Origin of the sequence: Rhodococcus oxybenzonivorans (assembly GCF_003130705.1) — a bacterium.
GTDB classification, from domain to species: Bacteria; Actinomycetota; Actinomycetes; order Mycobacteriales; family Mycobacteriaceae; genus Rhodococcus_F; species Rhodococcus_F oxybenzonivorans.
In genome coordinates this window covers 5,041,158-5,058,895 of sequence record NZ_CP021354.1, presented here as the reverse complement: position 1 = coordinate 5,058,895, position 17,738 = coordinate 5,041,158, and the positions used below count along the sequence as shown (strand labels likewise).

Below are 17,738 nucleotides of genomic sequence, written 5' to 3'. Positions count from 1 at the left end.
GACTTTCCGGGACGTCACCAGCCGTGGGCCCGGAGTTCGTGCCGGCTCAGCACGTCCTCGGCACGTTCACGGAGAGCGGTGTGGCTCGGGACATCGAGTGATTCCAGGGCCAGGGTGTAGCGCCCGTCGAACCTGCTCAGGTAGGCCGACATCCTCGTGCGGCTGGAGACGATGCCGGGGTGCACGGCCCGCGTGGCGATGCCCGTTGTGTGATGTCCACCCAGGACACCGAGTGCGTCGGGAAGCGGCCCGATGTTCGAGCACAGAACGTCCCGCTCACCGGGGTTGCCTGTCAGCGCGTGAGCCAGCCGGTCGGGGATCAGTTGCAGCATTTCTTCAGGGAATCCCGCCGGGCTCGTCATCGGTGTCGAGGTGAACGCCGCACGACTCGACGCACGGACGTCGGCGACGGTGTCGCCCGGTGCCACCGCGACCTCGACCATTGCGACCGAGTTCGCGGCCTCGGAGGAGTCGCCGCGGCCGCGCACATCCATCGGCACGCTGATCGTCAGAGACGCCGACTCGTCGTCGCGGCGGGCGATCTCGGCGACCACCGACAGGAACAGGCTGTTCGGCGTCCCGCCGGACTCCTCGGCGGCGACATCCCAGGCGCCCGCGTCCACGTCTACCACCGCTGAAGCGGCCCTACTGTGGAACACCTCGGGGGGCGCCGTGCCGTCGGCGCGTACGAAGTCGCGCAGCTCGCTGCGGCGGTCGGAATCGATCAGCAGGCCGGCAACCGCGCGCACGGTTCCTTCGGTGACCCGTCGGGTCAGAAGGGCGGCGTCCCAGACGTCATCGATCGGTCCACGGTGACGCGGCGCAGCGGAGGGCGGCGTGCCCTGCAACGCGTCCGCGATGGCGGCGGTCAGGCCCCTCGCATCCGCGAGCACGTGTGAACACACCAGCGACAGCACTGTGCCGCCGCCGTCGAGACGCCCGCAGGCCAGCCGCCACCCGGGGCCCCGTTCGGGGTCGACAGGCAAGGCGGCCTGCTCGTCGGCCCATTCGAGCAACGCCGCGGCAGGGACGGTGGCGTACTCGACGTGGAATGCTTCCGAGCTGGGCGCGAACCGTGGCCGGGCACCAGGGACCCGCGAGCGGATTACCCGCCTGCCCAGCGGACCGCGTGACAGCAGGACGCGGAGAGACTCCAGGATTTGTTCGTCGATCCGGCCGTCGGTGCGCCACAGACCCTGCATCACGATCGGCGTTCCCCACCCCCGATGGGTGCGGAGAAACATCTCGTCGACAACGCTCAATCGGGCGCTCACCTGCCGGAGTCTACGACCGGTGGCAACACAGGCGCACGACCTCCTGGACAACCGGCGCATACTGGATTTGCAGCACAGTGAAGGAACTGCACACGGAGCACGCCATGGTGAGTGTCGAGAAGTGGAAGGTCTGGGGTTCCGTCGTGGAAGTCGACGTCACCGAGGGTGCTGCACTGCCCCAGGCGACCGCGCTGATCGCAGGTGTCATCGAGGAAACCGAGGCGGTGTGCGACCTTCAGCGCGGGGATGCCGAGATTCACGCCGTGAACCTGTCGCAAGGCGCACCGGTGAAGGTGAGCCGGCGAATGTCGGCGCTGCTTCGTTCCGCGTTGTGGGCGGCGCGGATGACCGACGGTGTGGTCGACCCGCTCGCCTCCGAGATGGCGGACGACACCCTCATTCCCACCGTGCATCCGGCACCGAGTTTCCGTGATATCCAGATCGACGACGACGTGGTGTTCGCGCCGTGGGGCGCATCCTTGGACATCACCGACACCGCGAAGGCCGATACGGTCGATCGTGCGGCGGCACTCGTCGCGCGCGAACTCGAGTGCGGCGCAGCGGTGCGGATCGGCGACGTGATCGCCACGGCGGGTCACTGCCCGGCCGGCGGCTGGCAGATTTCGGTCCCCGGAAACGGAGACATCGAACTGGTGAACGGAACGGCGATGGCGACAGCATTCGCGCCGCCCGTCAGCGAACCGCCGTCGAAAACCGAATGGGAATCGGTGACGGTGATCGCCGACGACGCGCTGTGGGCCTACGCCGCCAGTGTCGCCGCTCTCGCACGGGGCATCGGCGCCATCCGCTGGATCGAACAGCAGGAACTACGCGCCCGGCTGGCGGATCGCTCGGGCCGCGTATACACCACCGAGAACTGGTAAGTCAGGCGAGAACTGGTCAGTCAGGCCCGGCCGCGCTGACGGCGGTACCAGCGCACCAGGCTGTCCGTCGACGTATCACTCTGCGCGGCAGGTGACTCCGCGGCGGTGAGCACCGGCTGCAATTCGACGGCCTGCGTCTTCCCGAGTTCGACGCCCCACTGATCGAACGAGTCGATGCCCCAGATGACGCCCTCGACGAACACCTGGTGCTCGTACAGTGCGATGAGCTGCCCGATGACGGACGGGGTGAGCTTGGGCGCGAGGATGGTGGTGGACGGCCGGTTTCCGGGCATCACCTTGTGCGGCACCAGGTGCTCCGGGGTCCCCTCCGCCGCGATCTCCTCCGCGGTCTTGCCGAACGCCAGGACCTTGGTCTGGGCGAAGAAGTTGCTCATCAGCAGGTCGTGCATGCTGCCCGTGCCGTCCGCGGTGGGCAGATCATCGGTGGGCTCCCCGAAGCCGATGAAGTCGGCGGGAACGAGCCGCGTCCCCTGGTGCAGAAGCTGGTAAAAGGCGTGCTGGCCGTTGGTGCCCGGCTCGCCCCAGAAGATCTCCCCGGTGGAGGCGGGAACGGGGGACCCGTCCGCCCGCACCGACTTGCCGTTCGATTCCATCGTCAGCTGCTGCAGGTAAGCCGCAAAGCGCACGAGATCGTTGGAATACGGCAGCACCGCACGCGACTCGGCGCCGAAGAAGTTGGAGTACCAGAGCCCGAGGAGCCCCAGGAGAACCGGCGCGTTCTCCTCCAACGGAGCCGTCCGGAAATGCTCGTCCACCGCGTGGAACCCGGCGAGGAACTCCGCGAAACGCTCCTTGCCGACCGCGGCCATCACCGACAGTCCGATCGCCGAATCGACCGAGTACCGTCCCCCGACCCAGTCCCAGAATCCGAACATGTTGGCAGTGTCGATACCGAAGTCGGCCACGCGGTCGGCATTGGTCGAGACCGCAACGAAATGCTTTGCCACAGCATCGGTCCCGAGACCCAGACCGTCGAGAAGCCACCGCTTGGCGGCAGTGGCATTGGTGAGGGTTTCGAGTGTGGAGAATGTCTTGGACGCCACGATGAAGAGCGTCGTGGCCGGATCGAGACCGTGCAACGTGCGCACCAGATCCGACGGGTCGATGTTGGAGATGAACCGCACGCTGATCCCGGCGTCGACATAGTGCCGCAGAGCCCGGTACACCATCACCGGCCCGAGATCGGACCCGCCGATGCCGATGTTGACGACGGTCGTAATACGCTCGCCCGTGGCGCCTCGCCATTCACCGGACCGCAACCGATCGGTGAAGTCGCCCATGCGATCGAGAACCTCGTGCACGTCCGCCACTACGTCCTGGCCGTCCACGGTGAGCGACGCGTCGGCAGGCAACCTGAGAGCGGTGTGGAGGACGGCGCGATCCTCCGACGTGTTGATGTGCTCGCCCGCGAACATCGCGTCCCGGCGCGCTTCCAGGTCTGCGATGCGCGCCAGATCGACCAGCGACTCGAGGGTCGCGCGATCGACGCGGTGCTTGCTGTAATCGATGAACAAATCGCCCGCAGACACGGTGAGTTCGTGGCCCCGAGCCGGATCCTGGTCGAAGAGCTCCCGCAGATGAACGGACTGGATTCGGGCGTGATGATCGCGCAATTTCTGCCAGGCAGCGGTTCCGGTGATGTCTGAGCTCACGAGGTTCGAGCTTAGTGCCCGCGCGTCGAAACTTCCGTGTGAAGTCTGGTGCGGCGCATGATGGACCCCATGGATTCCCGCGAACTCATTCGACAAGTTCCGACGACCCTCTTCCTCGGTGGTGAGCAGCGCGACGCCGAAAACGGTGCCACCTTCACCGTCTTCGACCCGTCCACCGGTGAGGCCCTCACCGAGGTGGCGGACGCCAGTCCCGCCGACGCGATGAAAGCTCTGGACGCCGCAGTGGCGGTTCAGAGCGAGTGGGCGGCCACGCCGGCCCGCGCCCGCGGTGAACTGCTGCGAGCCGTGTTCGACAGGATCATCGAGCGTGCCGACGACTTCGCCCTGTTGATGACCCTGGAAATGGGCAAGGCCCTACCGGAGAGCAAGGCGGAGGTGAAGTACGGCGCCGAGTTCTTTCGCTGGTTCAGTGAAGAGGCGGTGCGGATCTCCGGCCGCTACACACCCGCGCCCGCCGGCAACGGACGGGTGCTCGTGACCAAACAGCCGGTCGGTCCGTGTCTTGCGATCACCCCGTGGAACTTCCCTCTCGCGATGGGCACTCGAAAGATCGGTCCGGCGCTGGCCGCGGGCTGCACCATGATCGTCAAGCCTGCCTCCGAGACGCCGCTGACCATGCTGTTGCTGGCCGAGGTCATGGCTGACGCGGGACTGCCGAAGGGTGTCCTGTCCGTACTGCCGACGTCGAAGTCCGGGGAAGTGACCGGTCCGTTGCTGGACGATCGGCGCCTGCGCAAGCTCACGTTCACCGGTTCCACCGGGGTCGGGCGCATGCTGATCGAGAAGTCGGCCAGGGGTCTGCTGCGCACGTCGATGGAACTGGGTGGCAACGCGCCCTTCGTGGTCTTCGACGACGCCGACGTCGACGCAGCGGTGGAGGGCGCCGTTCTCGCGAAGATGCGCAACGGGGGCGAAGCGTGCACGGCCGCCAACCGTTTCCACGTCGCGAACAGTGTCCGCGAGGAATTCACCGCCAAGCTCGTCGACAAGATGTCATCGTACACACTCGGACCGGGGCAGGACCCCGACACCACACTCGGCCCGCTGATCAACGCGGATCAGCTCGAGACCGTCAGTGAACTCGTGCAGGACGCCGTCGGTGCGGGGGCCCGCGTCCGGCTGGGCGGTGCGGCGCCGGAAGGGGCGGGCTACTTCTATCCGGCCACCGTCCTCGACGACGTCCCACCACAGGCCCGAATCCTGAAAGAGGAAGTGTTCGGCCCGGTTGCCGCGATCAGCGGATTCGACACCGAAGACGAGGGCATCGCCGCGGCGAACGATACTGAATACGGTCTCGCTGCCTACATCTTCACCCGGGACCTCGACCGTGCGCTTCGCGTCGCCGATCTCCTCGAAACGGGCATGGTGGGCGTCAACCGGGGCGTCATCTCAGACACTGCTGCCCCCTTCGGCGGCGTCAAAGCATCAGGCTTCGGGCGCGAAGGGGGCAGGGAAGGTATCGAGGAGTACCTGGAGACCAAGTACGTGGCACTCGAGTCGTAGAGACCGAGGGGCACCGGGTGAGGCGGCCGCTGTCGTGAACCGACGGCGGCCGCGCCTAGCGACTCGGTCGGGGTGACTCGGTGACCGAAGAGGCTCGGTGAGCGAGTCGGGCTCAGAGACCGAAAGGGCTCAGTGACCGAGGCGGCCGCGCCCGAGGCGCAGCAGGAGCATCGCGAGAGTGTGGCCTTCCTGGCCGAGTTCGTTGAACCGCTCGAGCACCTTCATCTCGCGGCTGTGGACCAGGCGCGGGCCGCCGGATGCCATGCGGGTGGCTCCGATGATCTGCGAGACCTCGGACCTGCGCTTGATCGCGGCGAGAATCTCGGCGTCGAGCTTGTCGATCTCCTGACGGAGAACCTCGATCTCGGCCTCGCTGGTGGGAACAGCGGTGTCCTTGGCGGCTGATGCGACGGTCTGAGTGCTCATTGGTTCGTCTCCCTCTTGTCAGAACGTGGATCGTTGTTTCGGCTCGAGTCGTTACCGATCCAGGCTCGTTTGACGAAAAAAGCCCCGGATCCGGTGCGGACCTCGGGGCTCGTGAGCTGTTCAGTTCACGGGCACCGGAGGCCGGTACCCATAAAAAAATCGCCACAGGGGGCGCGATGGCTGACTGAACACGTGTACCAGTTTGCCACGGGGGTACCACGCAGGCCAAGCGGCTGTGACGCTGTCGGTAGACGCCGGTAGGTTTAGTGGACGATGAACACTATTTCGCGTACTGCTTCGCACACCGGTGCCGTGGCCACGCCGCGCGCATCCACGCCCGCACGCGCCGGCTCGGACACCCTTCTCGAGGGCCTCAATCCGCAGCAACGCGAGGCTGTCGTGCACGCCGGTTCTCCGCTTCTCATCGTCGCAGGGGCCGGGTCGGGGAAGACGGCAGTGCTCACCCGCCGCATCGCGTACCTGCTCGCGGAACGTGGTGTGATGCCGGGCCAGGTTCTGGCCATCACCTTCACCAACAAGGCAGCGGCGGAGATGCGCGAGCGGGTCGCGCACCTGGTCGGTCCGCGTGCCAACAACATGTGGGTGTCCACGTTCCACTCGAGTTGCGTTCGTATCCTGCGCGCCCAGGCCGCGCTGCTTCCGGGACTCAACTCCAACTTCTCCATCTACGACGCGGACGACTCGCGGCGCCTGTTGACGATGATCTCCAAAGATCTGAACCTCGACACCAAGCGATACACCGCGCGGCTTCTCGCCACTCACATCTCGAATCTGAAGAACGAGCTGGTCGACCCGGAGCAGGCCGCTGCCGATGCCGACAAGGATCCGGCGGAGCTGCCGCGTCTCGTCGCGAAGGTGTACGGCCATTACCAGCAGCGGTTGCGCTCGGCCAACGCCCTCGACTTCGACGACCTGATCGGTGAGACCGTCGCGATGCTCCAGGCGTTCCCGCAGGTCGCTGAGTACTATCGGCGCCGGTTCCGGCATGTGCTGGTCGACGAGTACCAGGACACCAACCACGCGCAGTACATGCTGGTCCGCGAACTGGTGGGCAGCACAACGGCGGACCCGAATGCCGAGCACAGCATCGCTCCTGCCGAACTATGTGTGGTGGGCGATGCGGATCAGTCGATCTACGCGTTCCGTGGTGCCACCATCCGCAATATCGAAGAGTTCGAGCGCGACTATCCCGATGCCCGCACCATCCTGCTCGAGCAGAACTACCGGTCCACGCAGAACATTCTCTCCGCGGCGAACTCCGTGATCTCCAAGAACACGGGCCGTCGTGAGAAGAGGCTGTGGACCGACTCGGGCGAGGGCGAGCTCATCACCGGTTATGTCGCCGACAACGAGCACGACGAGGCGTCCTTCGTCGCGTCGGAGATCGACAAGCTGGTTGATTCCGGAGAAGCGAAGTTCGCTGATGTCGCGGTGTTCTACCGCACCAACAACTCCTCGCGTGCGCTCGAGGAGATCTTCATCCGCCTCGGTGTTCCGTACAAGGTGGTCGGCGGCGTGCGGTTCTACGAGCGCAAGGAGGTTCGCGACATCGTCGCGTATCTGCGGGTGCTCGCCAACGAGGACGACACTGTCAGTCTGCGTCGCATCCTCAATACCCCGCGCCGTGGCATCGGGGACCGGGCCGAGGCGTGCGTGGCGGTGCATTCCGAGCAACGGGGAATCAGTTTCGCGGAGGCGCTGCGCGATGGCGGCGAGGGCCGGGTGCCGTTGCTGAACACCCGCTCACAGAAGGCCATCGCGTCCTTCCTCGAGTTGATGGACGGGTTGCGGATGATGCTGCCGCCCGAGTTCAGTTCGGACGAAGTGGTCCCCGATCAGCTGGGCGACATCGGCGACGTCGTCGAGGCGGTGCTCGAGCGGACGGGGTATCGCGCCGAGCTTGCCGCCAGCAGCGACCCACAGGACGGTGCCCGGCTCGACAACCTCAACGAATTGGTGAGTGTTGCACGGGAGTTCAGCTCCGACGCCCGCAATGCTGCCGGGCTGATCGACAGCCCCGAGGACGGTGACGTCGACGCGCGCGACGGTGAACCCGACCCCGGCTCCTTGGCCGCCTTCCTCGAGCGAGTGTCGCTGGTGGCCGATTCGGACCAGCTGCCCGACTCCGACGAGGGCGTCGTCACCATGATGACTCTGCACACGGCGAAGGGGCTCGAATTCCCCATCGTGTTCGTCACCGGATGGGAAGACGGCCAGTTCCCGCACATGCGGGCGCTCGGCGACCCCACTGAACTGTCGGAGGAACGCAGGCTGGCCTACGTCGGCATCACCCGTGCCCGGAAGCGGCTGTATCTCACCCGCGCAGTCATCCGGTCGGCGTGGGGGCAACCCATCCAGAACCCGGAGTCACGGTTCCTACAGGAGATTCCGACCGATCTGGTGCATTGGCGTCGTGAGGACCCGGGAACCGGCATCGGTTCCGGCGGCGCGATCGGTGGCGGCCGCGCCCGAAGTTCCGGCTATGGCGGCCAGGGTTACGGTGGCCACAGTTACGGCGGCAGTTCATCCGGGACGCCGAGTTTCGGTGCGGCCCGCTCGCGCAACAACAACCTGGTCCTCGCCGTCGGCGACCGTGTCACCCACGACAAGTACGGTCTCGGCACGGTGCTGGAGACCAAGGGTGCCGGACCGACTGCCACCGTCACGATCGACTTCGGAAGCGCCGGCAAGGTCCGGCTCATGCTGATCGGTGGAGTCCCCATGACCAAGCTGTAGGGCTGCACACAGACGACTGCGGCGCATGCACAGTGCATGCGCCGCAGTCGTCTGTGGTTACGTTCCGGAGTGTTTTCCGCTCAGTCCATCTCGGGGCCGAGGCTGATGCCGCGCGAGGCCAGCCACGGCAGGGGATCGACCTTGTTCTCGCCGCCGAGGTGAACCTCGAAGTGCAGGTGCGGGCCGGTGGAGAATCCGCGGTTGCCGACGGTGGCGATCTGGTCACCCGCCATAACCTTCTGACCCACGGTGACGTTCGAGGTGTTGATGTGCCCGTAGACGGTGACGGTGCCATCGGCGTGCTTGAGGCGGACCCACATGCCGAACCCGGAAGCCGGCCCGGAGTCGATGACCTCACCGTCGGCCACGGCCACGATGGGGGTGCCGATGGGGGCCGCGATGTCGACGCCCGCGTGGAGCGTGCCCCAGCGCGATCCGAAGTTCGAGGTGAAGGTGCCGATCGTGGGGAGAACGAACAACGGCCGACGGGCCGCAGCCTCGCGGGCGGCGCGCTCTTCGCTGAAGCGCTGTCCCTTGGCGAGGAGGTTGCTGAACTGGGACAGGTCGGTGGGATTCGCGACGTTCAGGACCTGGGGGGCGTTCGACTCGGATGCGACGGTGTCCGCGACGGTGGAGAACTGGGCCGCCTGCGGCTCGGCGGTGGTGCCGATGACGCTCGACTCGTCACTGGCGAGGGCGACCTCGGAGTGATCGGTGGAGTTGGACGAAGAGCCGCTGACTCCGGCCTGACCCGCTGCTACGACGGCGCCCGCTGCGACTGCGAGAACGGCTGCGCGGCCCTTGAGGGCTGAGGGGGGAGTGGGAAGTCGGTGCGCTCCGCGGCGGGAGTGGGAGGGCGTGTCCTCGGGGGACTCGATACCGCTGCGGGGAATGAAGCCGGGGATGTCGAACTCGGAGTCGTAACTGCTCACAGCGTCTACGCGGTGATGGCCGGAACGCGAAGCGTTGTGCCTGCTGGAGCGGGGAGTATGCGAATCACGGGAGAACATTGTGGAAATCTCAGAACTATCGGTCTCGGTGTAACGCTCGACCGATCGTGGGGGATACGTGGGCGTGACCTCGTCGTTGTGACCAACCGAGAACGAAGGCTCACGTTCCTCGTCAGCGTGGTGATTCACAAAACGGCTGGCCGTGAACTGGCTGCGGTGGTGCATACGCCCGTCCAACCTCCTGCTCGTGACCTGCCTGTGACTTAGACCTTGGCGACGGTAACGAAACGGTTGCGATGAGCGCAACCTGTAACGCGAATGAACAGCTACTTGTGACGGGCATCACAACGTGAGCTGGGGGAATGTGGGCGCGGGTAATCGGTCTCGATTCGATCTCCAGCGGAGAAGCGCGTGTCACACCGGCCGCGGGCCGGGTGCGAGGCGTTAGCGTCGGTCCGTGGCGTCATCAACTCGTTCCGGAGAAGGCCCCCGGGCGCAGCCCGAACGTATTCCCAGAGCCGAGCCCGAACGTATTCCTTCCCCAGGAGGCGGCGCTCGATCCGCCGCGGTCGAGGAGCCGGATCCCGACAAGGCGCGTCGAGGGTGCACGACCGCTGCCATCCTGGCTTTCGTCGGAGGACTGGGTGTCGCTGCCGCACCCGTCCTACAAGCGGCACGGCAGGCGGCAGGCGCCACGGTGTTGCCGGGCGTCGGCGCCGCGGCCGTGTGCGCGGCAGTATTTGCCCTCGCAGCGCCGATCGTGGCGATCGCCGCCCTCGCCGCGCGCAGGACGGCATTCGCCGGCGGCCTCCTCGCGGGCGCGGGTGCGGTCTCGATCGGCGCTGCCATCCTGGACGTTCAGCTGTGGACGGACGCAATCGATGCCAACCGACTGGAGCTGTTCCGTCCGCAGACGGCAGCGGAACTCACCGCGGGCACCGGCGCCTACACCCTCGTGGCCGGTCACATCCTGATCGTGCTCGCCGGCCTTCTCGGGATGGTGGCGGTCCACCGCTGCTCCCTCCTCGACGGCTACGGCGATGCACGCAGTTCCGAACAGGTGGGACGCTCGACCGGAGCGCGAGTCGGTTTCCTCTTGTCCGCGGTGACGGTGGCAGCGGCCGTGGTGCTGGTCGGAGCACTGTTCGCGCCCGCCCTCGTGTCCTCGGATCCCGTCATTTTGGTGCCGGCCGTGGTCGAATCCGATCTCGCGACCTCGATCGGGGCCGCGGCGATGGCCGTCGCCGTCCTGATCGCCGTCGCCTCCGCGTTGGCGTCGATCTCCCCGCCCGTGTCGGCGGGAGTCCTGATCGGGTTCGGGCTCGCTGCTCTGGGTGTAGTCGGGACGCGCCTCGTGGCAGGACTGGCCGCAGGCGAACGCATCGGGGTCGGGCCGGGCTCGGTGTGGGGAACCTTCGGGGCCGGCGCGTTGGTACTCGCGGGGCTGTGTGTCCCCGCGATCGACCGCGCCCGCGACGGTCGCATCCTGCAGGCGCTGGCCGGCGCCGCGACAGATCGGACGGTGACACCAGCCACGGGGAAGGCGGGGGCCGTCACGCCGTCCGGGAAAGGCGTTGCCAAGGCCGCCGCCCGAGCGGAAGCCGAGGCAGCTCGCGCACGGCTCGCCCGATGGCACCTCACCGCCGGAACCGCCGGAGCCCTCACCACCGTCCTCGCCGCCACCGGGGCATTGCTTCCGGTACTGGACACGCCCGCCTCGTTGGTGCGTCCCGACGTTCTCGCCACCCGGGTCGTCCTCGTCGCCGCCATCGTTCTCGCCGTCGGAACGATCTGGTTGTTCTTCTCCGAGTTCGCTTCGGCGGTGCGACCCGCGGTCGGAATTCTGTGGGTGACGATTCCCTTCTCCGTCGCGGCGGTGACCCAATCCGTGGTGCTCGCCACCGATGTGCCGGGTATCAGCGCCGGCGCCGGCTCGGTTCTGCTGTGGTGCGCCGCGGTCGCCGCCGCCGTGACCGGGGTGCTCACCTGGTTCGCCGGTTCCGCGGAACGGGAGGAGATCGATACCTCCGAGGAGCGCTCGACCGATCTCGCGGTCCTCGTCGTCGGGGGGCTCGGCGCCCTGTTCGCGTTCGTCGGCCTGGCACTTCCGCTCTTCTCCGGCATCGATGCTGTGGGCGACCACTCCGCTGCCGCCACCTTCGGGGAACTTCCCTGGGGACTCGACGTGTGGGGACGGGCGTTGCTGGGTGCGTCGGTCGTCCTCGCGGTAATCGTGGCCGCGCGTGCGAGGCCTGCCCGGGCATGCGCACTCCTCCTGGGAGCAGGCGTCGCCCTGGGGGTGTATTTGCTGTCCTGGCCACTCACCCGAGCGCGGCTGGAGGCCCCGGAAATGGGGGCCGGTGTCATCCCGTCCGCGGTGGGCATAGTGTTGGTTGCGGCTGCCGCGGCCCTCACAGCACGCACCGGAAAACGGTGAGCACCCCGCCGGAAAATCGGTGAGGCGCACCTCAGGGGGGCGTATCGCGTGATGTGGACCACATACCATGCACGCGGGCGCAGACCTGGCCCGGCAACTGGTTAAAGTCCAAAACAGACCCGCTCCTACCCCTCGAGCGGGTGTCAACGCAGACGAGACGGTGAGCAGATGGATCTCTTCGAATACCAGGCGAAGGAACTCTTCGCCAAGCACGAGGTGCCGACTTCGGCTGGGCGTGTTACCGACACGGTCGCCGGCGCGCGCGAGATTGCCGAAGAAATCGGCAAGCCCGTGATGATCAAGGCACAGGTCAAGGTCGGCGGCCGCGGCAAGGCGGGTGGCGTCAAGTACTCCGCAGACGTCGACGCCGCCCAGGCGAACGCCGAGGCGATTCTCGGCCTCGACATCAAGGGCCATGTCGTCAAGAAGCTCCTGGTCGCAGAGGCGAGTGACATCGCCGAGGAGTACTACATCTCATTCCTGCTCGACCGCACCAACCGCACCTACCTGGCCATGTGTTCGGTGGAAGGTGGAGTCGAGATCGAGGTCACCGCCGAGGAGAACCCCGACGCCCTCGCCAAGATCCCCGTCGACGCCGTGAAGGGTGTCGACCTCGCGTTCGCGCGCAGCATCGCCGAGGCAGGAAAGCTGCCCGCGGAGGTGCTCGACGCAGCGGCCGTCACAATCCAGAAGCTGTGGGACGTCTTCATCAAGGAAGACGCTCTCCTCGTCGAGGTCAACCCGCTCGTCCGTACCCCGGACGACCAGATCCTCGCGCTCGACGGCAAGGTCACGCTGGACGAGAACGCTGCCTTCCGTCAGCCCGGCCACGAGGCGTTCGAGGACAAGGACGCCACCGACCCGCTCGAGCTCAAGGCCAAGGAAAACGACCTCAACTACGTCAAGCTCGACGGACAGGTCGGCATCATCGGCAACGGCGCCGGCCTGGTCATGTCGACCCTGGACGTCGTCGCCTACGCCGGTGAGAAGCACGGCGGCGTGAAGCCCGCCAACTTCCTCGACATCGGCGGCGGTGCGTCCGCCGAGGTCATGGCCAACGGGCTCGACGTCATCCTGAACGACGAGCAGGTCAAGAGTGTGTTCGTGAACGTGTTCGGTGGCATCACCGCGTGTGACGCCGTCGCCAACGGCATCGTCGGCGCCCTGAAGACGCTCGGTGACGAGGCCAACAAGCCTCTGGTCGTCCGCTTGGACGGCAACAATGTCGAAGAGGGTCGCCGTATCCTCGCCGAGGCCGCTCACCCGCTGGTCACGGTCGTCGGAACCATGGACGAGGCCGCCGACAAGGCTGCCGAGCTGGCCTTCGCCGCAAAGTAAAGGGACTTAAAACAACATGGCTATCTTCCTGACCAAGGACTCCAAGGTCATCGTCCAGGGCATCACCGGCGGCGAGGGCACCAAGCACACCGCGCTGATGCTCAAGGCCGGTACTCAGGTCGTCGGCGGCGTCAACGCCCGCAAGGCCGGCACCACCGTCACCCATGACGGCGGCGTCGAGCTCCCCGTCTTCGGCACCGTCGCCGAGGCCATCGAGAAGACCGGTGCGGACGTCTCGATCGCGTTCGTTCCGCCGGCCTTCGCCAAGGACGCCATCGTCGAGGCCATCGACGCGGAGATCCCGCTGCTCGTGGTCATCACCGAGGGCATCCCCGTGCAGGATTCGGCGTACGCCTGGGCGTACAACGTCTCCAAGGGCAACAAGACCCGCATCATCGGCCCGAACTGCCCCGGCATCATCACCCCGGGCGAGTCGCTGGTCGGCATCACCCCCGCCAACATCGCGGGCAGCGGTCCCATCGGTCTCGTTTCAAAGTCGGGCACGCTGACCTACCAGATGATGTTCGAGCTGCGTGACTTCGGTTTCTCCACCGCCATCGGCATCGGCGGCGACCCGGTCATCGGAACCACCCACATCGACGCCATCGAGGCGTTCGAGAAGGACCCCGAGACCAAGGTCATCGTCATGATCGGTGAGATCGGTGGCGACGCCGAAGAGCGTGCCGCCGACTACATCAAGGCGAACGTGACCAAGCCGGTCGTCGGCTACGTCGCCGGCTTCACCGCTCCCGAGGGCAAGACCATGGGCCACGCCGGCGCCATCGTCTCCGGCTCCTCGGGAACCGCGCAGGCCAAGAAGGACGCCCTCGAGGCGGCCGGCGTCAAGGTCGGCAAGACGCCGTCCGAGACCGCTGCGCTCGCTCGCGAGATCCTGCAGAGCCTGACCGTCCAGGCCTAGGCGCTCCGCGCCCGTGCGCCTTTTGGGTAGCTCCAACTACCAAAAAGGCGCACGGGCGGCTTTAGGCGTCTATCCAGATCTCCCCGGCCGGATGAAGTGTTCCCGCGCCTGCCGTGACTTCCGCGACCAGATTCGCCAAGTCCTCCGAATCGCGGGCCGCGAGCGTGAGTACCGCCTCTTCGCCGTACGTCGTCTCCACGACCACCACTCCGCGCATCCGCAGTTCCGACTCCACCCGACCCGCATCGGCGTGACGAGTTGCCAGCGTGTGAAGTTGTCGACGCTCCCGTGCCACGAGGCGTGAGGCGTCGATCGCCGCGGCCACCGCGCCCGAATACGCGCGGACCAGTCCGCCCGCCCCCAGTTTGATTCCGCCGAAATATCGTGTGACCACCACTGCGACGTCGACGAGGTCCCGTGTCCGCAGGACCTGCAGCATGGGTATCCCCGCCGTTCCGCCGGGCTCTCCGTCGTCACTCGAACGCTCGAGCCGTTCACTGGGTCCGTTCCCGACAATGTAGGCGGAACAATGATGCCGCGCATCGGGATACGCGCGGCGCTGCGACTGCACGAAATCCTGTGCCGATTCTGCATCCTCCACTCGCCGCAGGGCCGCGATGAAGCGCGAATGCTTGATCTCCGTTTCGACGGTGAGATCGGTAGCGCGGGGAGCGAGCGTGTACGGCATCGACCCATTGTCTCCCGCGCCGTTCCCGGCGGTGTGGGCCGCTACCGAGGGCAGTGACCGACGGGTATACGTAGGCTAGCGTCGGAAGAGCGCACGCAGACGACCACTTGTCGACGAGGAGAAGTCATGACGTTCCCGCCCGGCGGACCGAGCTACGGTCCGCCCGCGCAACAGAATGCAGCGCAGGAGAATGCAGGGGGAGATTCCAAAGGCCTGGGCTTCTTCCTCCTGATCGGTGTCGCGGTTCTCGGGTTGCTGAACCTGCTGTTCGGGTTCGCCCCGTACGTCACCGTCGTCAGTGAACCGCTCAATTCCTTCGAGGCGGGGTCGCACGGCCTCGGGCTGCTGTTCCTCGGCGGTCTGCTGGCTGCGGTATCTCTTCTCCCCAAACAGAACTATGCGGGTGCCGCGGCGGCGGCGTCCATCTCCGGCTGGGTTCTCGCCCTGCTCATCTTCCTCAACTTCGACGCCGATTCGGGTTGGGGCGCCATCTTGATCCTCGTGCTGGGATTCATCCAGTCGGCAGTGGCGGTCGCTGCGCTGCTGTTCGACATCGGCATCGTGAAGCAGCCGGTCCGCAGTCCTTCGGCCGCTGGTGCTTTCGGCCAGTCCGGGCAGGGCGGCTACGGCCAGAGCGGGCAACAGTCCTACGGGCAGCCGTCGCAGGGCTACGGTCAGCAGCCTTCACAGGGGTACAGCGGTCCGCAGGGCTTCGGTCCGCAGGGCGGTCAGCCGCAGCCGGGATACGGGCAGTCGGGTCAGTCTCCGTACGGCCAGCAGGGCTTCGGCCACCAGGGCCAGCCCGGTCAGCAGCAGCCCGGCCAGACGCAGTCTTCGCCAGGTCAGTCCGGTTACGGTCAGGGCTACGGGCAGCAGCAGGGCTATGGGGCAGGGTCGGCGCCGTACGACGCTCCGACGACCGCATATCAGCAGCCGCAGTACCAGGGGTATTCGCAGCCGGGCGCAACCCCCTCCTCGCAGTACCCGACGGGACCGGCGGGCACCAGTTACGGTTCGGCCCAGCACGCCGCTCCTGCCTACGGCGCGCAGTCCGGATCGTCGCCGGTGGAGCGCACCCTGGAGTACGGCGAGCAGTCGCGTTCCGAGTCGCAGCATGCCGACACAGGCGAGTCGTCCGAGTCCGAGGGTCACGGTGCACCGACCCAGGCCTTCGACACCCGTTCCGACCGGGACGACAAGTAACGGGACAGAACCAAGCAGATGGCCTTCGACCGCCCATGGTCGGAGGCCACTTCTGTGCGGCGCGCCTGACCGCGGTCGCGGCGCCGAGGTGCCACTCTCGAGGGGATGAGTTCTTTGGTTGATCGTGTTCAGCGCAGGGCTGCACGAGGTGATGAGCGGCGATCCGCTGAAACTGGGCGGGGTCCGCAGGCCCGGGTGCCGGACCCCGACGAGGCGTGGGCGTTGCTGGCGGTGGCGTTCCGGCCGGCCGCGGTGACGATCGTTCTGCTGTCGGCGTTGATCGTGGTTACGCTGGTCGCCGCGAACAGCGACCTGACCGGGACGTTCGGCGCGATCGCTGCGTCGTGGCTGGCGATTCACCAGGTTCCGGTCACCGTCGACGGCACCGTGCTCGGTGTCCTTCCGTTGATCCCGACCGCGGGCATGGTGTGGGCTGTCGCCCGCGGGTGCGCCGGGGCCGTCGACGTGGCGTCGTCGCGCCGCCGGGTTCTCCGAGTCGTGGGAGCCGCGGTGGGCGGCCCCTTGGTCATCACCGCGATCAGCCTGGCGGTGATCGCGGACGCATCGGCGGTCATCGCCTTGTGGCCACCGAATACTCTCGCCGCGTTCGGCTGGGTGTTATTCGTGCACCTGCTGGCCGCCGGGCTCGGGGTTGTGGTCACGATGTGGCCGACGTGGTCTGCGGATCTTCCGGCATGGGGGCGGAACGCGGTGCGGCCGGGACTGCGCGCGCTCACGGCGATTATCGGTGCAGGTGCCGCTCTGGTCACCGTGTCGTTGCTGGTGGAGTGGTCGACGGTCGGTGGGCTGCTCGAGCGGGGCGACGGTGTGGTGGGCCTCCTCGGGCTGACCGTGCTCTCGGTGCTGTACCTGCCCAACGTCGTGATCGGTGCGGCCGCCGCCGCGATGGGCGGCACGGCGGACATCGGGAACGTGTCGGTGAGTGTGTTCGGGAATGTGGGCGGCTCGCTGCCTCCGTTGCCGGTACTCGGCGCCGTTCCGGACGGCGCCGCGGGCGGTGCCTGGCCCGCTCTGCTGACAATTCCCCTGCTGATCGGTGTCATGCTCGGCCGCGACTCCGGGCGGCGCGTGGCCGGACAGGAAGCCCTGTTCACGGTGTTGGCCGCGGCCGCGGGCGTGGGTGTGGTGGCCGCGATTCTCGGTCTGGTCGCCGGCGGTGAGCTGGGTGCCTTCGGCACTGTCCGGATCACGTGGTGGGTGTTCGGCGGACTGACATTCGCCTGGCTGGGATTCGTCGGAGTGATCACCGCGGTCGTCATCGCGTGGTTCCGCGGGCGGGGCGCTGACGACGACGCGGACGAGGCCTCGACCGACGAGGAGGAACCCCATCTCCCGGGCGAGGAAGAGGTGCCCGCCATCGCCGCTCCCGTTCCCGATGCATCTCCCATTCCGGCGGGTAAAGCTCCGGGCAGGGTCATCGACGCGGAGCTCGTCGAGGACCCGGAGACACCGGCAGGCGCCGCGGCACCCGAGGACGACGAGGCCCAGGCTGAGGTCGTGGTGGACGCCGAGGTGGAGGAAGACCCGGCGACTGCGGGATCGGATGCGTCCGGCGAAGCGGATCACGGAGCTGAAGGCGACCTGCCCCGAGGGTCCGCAACCCCCAGCGACTAGGCTCTTGGTCGGTCGACGATGTGACCGCCC

13 protein-coding genes are annotated in these 17,738 nt (G+C 67.1%); 8 read left to right on the top strand and 5 right to left on the bottom strand.

Translation table 11 applies throughout. From position 1 onward, the window contains the following. Positions 1-14 precede the first annotated feature (14 nt). The gene (locus tag CBI38_RS23685) at positions 15-1,274 is read right to left on the bottom strand and encodes a hypothetical protein (protein WP_109332714.1); all 1,260 of its coding nucleotides are present in this window, start codon (positions 1,272-1,274) and stop codon (positions 15-17) included. Positions 1,275-1,378: 104 nt separating this feature from the next. Here CBI38_RS23685 and CBI38_RS23680 point away from each other — a divergent pair, with 104 nt between their 5' ends. Then, positions 1,379-2,158, top strand: coding sequence for an FAD:protein FMN transferase (locus tag CBI38_RS23680; protein WP_109335305.1), 780 nt, complete (start codon positions 1,379-1,381; stop codon positions 2,156-2,158). A 20-nt stretch (positions 2,159-2,178) separates the two neighbouring features. On the opposite strand, the gene pgi is transcribed toward CBI38_RS23680, so the two are convergent. Beyond that, positions 2,179-3,831: a glucose-6-phosphate isomerase gene (pgi, locus tag CBI38_RS23675; RefSeq protein ID WP_109332713.1), complete on the bottom strand. Its 1,653-nt coding sequence runs from the start codon at positions 3,829-3,831 to the stop codon at positions 2,179-2,181. Positions 3,832-3,900: 69 nt separating this feature from the next. Between pgi and CBI38_RS23670 the strand changes: the two genes are divergently transcribed. Next, positions 3,901-5,355, top strand: coding sequence for an NAD-dependent succinate-semialdehyde dehydrogenase (locus CBI38_RS23670; protein ID WP_204164994.1), 1,455 nt, complete (start codon positions 3,901-3,903; stop codon positions 5,353-5,355). Positions 5,356-5,484: 129 nt separating this feature from the next. Here CBI38_RS23670 and CBI38_RS23665 read toward each other — a convergent pair whose 3' ends face one another. Beyond that, entirely contained in the window at positions 5,485-5,781 is a 297-nt protein-coding gene (locus CBI38_RS23665) for a chorismate mutase (protein WP_109332711.1), read from the bottom strand. Between the two features lie 273 nt (positions 5,782-6,054). On the opposite strand from CBI38_RS23665, the gene pcrA reads away from it, so the two are divergent. Next, positions 6,055-8,538 (top strand): DNA helicase PcrA, encoded by a 2,484-nt coding sequence (pcrA, locus tag CBI38_RS23660; protein ID WP_109332710.1) that lies wholly within the window; start codon positions 6,055-6,057, stop codon positions 8,536-8,538. An 80-nt stretch (positions 8,539-8,618) separates the two neighbouring features. Here the strand turns inward: pcrA and CBI38_RS23655 are convergent, their stop codons facing one another. Continuing rightward, positions 8,619-9,713, bottom strand: coding sequence for a M23 family metallopeptidase (locus tag CBI38_RS23655; RefSeq protein WP_109332709.1), 1,095 nt, complete (start codon positions 9,711-9,713; stop codon positions 8,619-8,621). Positions 9,714-9,945: 232 nt separating this feature from the next. Between CBI38_RS23655 and CBI38_RS23650 the strand changes: the two genes are divergently transcribed. The 3 genes from CBI38_RS23650 to sucD all read left to right on the top strand — a co-directional run bounded on the left by CBI38_RS23650 (position 9,946) and on the right by sucD (position 14,182). Beyond that, positions 9,946-11,925, top strand: a complete 1,980-nt coding sequence (locus tag CBI38_RS23650) for a hypothetical protein (RefSeq protein WP_109332707.1) — start codon at positions 9,946-9,948, stop codon at positions 11,923-11,925. A 168-nt stretch (positions 11,926-12,093) separates the two neighbouring features. Continuing rightward, entirely contained in the window at positions 12,094-13,263 is a 1,170-nt protein-coding gene (gene sucC / locus CBI38_RS23645; protein ID WP_109332700.1) for an ADP-forming succinate--CoA ligase subunit beta, read from the top strand. 16 nt (positions 13,264-13,279) lie between these two features. Beyond that, positions 13,280-14,182 (top strand): succinate--CoA ligase subunit alpha, encoded by a 903-nt coding sequence (gene sucD, locus CBI38_RS23640; RefSeq protein WP_015889388.1) that lies wholly within the window; start codon positions 13,280-13,282, stop codon positions 14,180-14,182. A 61-nt stretch (positions 14,183-14,243) separates the two neighbouring features. Here the strand turns inward: sucD and CBI38_RS23635 are convergent, their stop codons facing one another. Further along, positions 14,244-14,870, bottom strand: a complete 627-nt coding sequence (locus tag CBI38_RS23635) for an IMPACT family protein (RefSeq protein WP_109332699.1) — start codon at positions 14,868-14,870, stop codon at positions 14,244-14,246. A 126-nt stretch (positions 14,871-14,996) separates the two neighbouring features. On the opposite strand from CBI38_RS23635, the gene CBI38_RS23630 reads away from it, so the two are divergent. Both CBI38_RS23630 and CBI38_RS23625 read left to right on the top strand, forming a co-directional pair. Beyond that, positions 14,997-16,073: a DUF5336 domain-containing protein gene (locus CBI38_RS23630; RefSeq protein ID WP_109332698.1), complete on the top strand. Its 1,077-nt coding sequence runs from the start codon at positions 14,997-14,999 to the stop codon at positions 16,071-16,073. Between the two features lie 114 nt (positions 16,074-16,187). Beyond that, positions 16,188-17,708, top strand: coding sequence for a cell division protein PerM (locus CBI38_RS23625; protein ID WP_109335304.1), 1,521 nt, complete (start codon positions 16,188-16,190; stop codon positions 17,706-17,708). The last annotated feature ends 30 nt before the right edge of the window (positions 17,709-17,738 follow it).

What these genes read in the sequence shown, in the direction of transcription:
- CBI38_RS23680 (WP_109335305.1), top strand. Translation starts at nt 1,379, where the DNA reads ATGGTGAGTGTCGAGAAGTGGAAGGTCTGGGGTTCCGTCGTGGAAGTC.
- CBI38_RS23670 (WP_204164994.1), top strand. Translation starts at nt 3,901, where the DNA reads ATGGATTCCCGCGAACTCATTCGACAAGTTCCGACGACCCTCTTCCTC.
- CBI38_RS23665 (WP_109332711.1), bottom strand. Translation starts at nt 5,781, where the DNA reads ATGAGCACTCAGACCGTCGCATCAGCCGCCAAGGACACCGCTGTTCCC.
- pcrA (WP_109332710.1), top strand. Translation starts at nt 6,055, where the DNA reads ATGAACACTATTTCGCGTACTGCTTCGCACACCGGTGCCGTGGCCACG.
- CBI38_RS23655 (WP_109332709.1), bottom strand. Translation starts at nt 9,713, where the DNA reads ATGCACCACCGCAGCCAGTTCACGGCCAGCCGTTTTGTGAATCACCAC.
- sucC (WP_109332700.1), top strand. Translation starts at nt 12,094, where the DNA reads ATGGATCTCTTCGAATACCAGGCGAAGGAACTCTTCGCCAAGCACGAG.
- sucD (WP_015889388.1), top strand. Translation starts at nt 13,280, where the DNA reads ATGGCTATCTTCCTGACCAAGGACTCCAAGGTCATCGTCCAGGGCATC.
- CBI38_RS23635 (WP_109332699.1), bottom strand. Translation starts at nt 14,870, where the DNA reads ATGCCGTACACGCTCGCTCCCCGCGCTACCGATCTCACCGTCGAAACG.
- CBI38_RS23630 (WP_109332698.1), top strand. Translation starts at nt 14,997, where the DNA reads ATGACGTTCCCGCCCGGCGGACCGAGCTACGGTCCGCCCGCGCAACAG.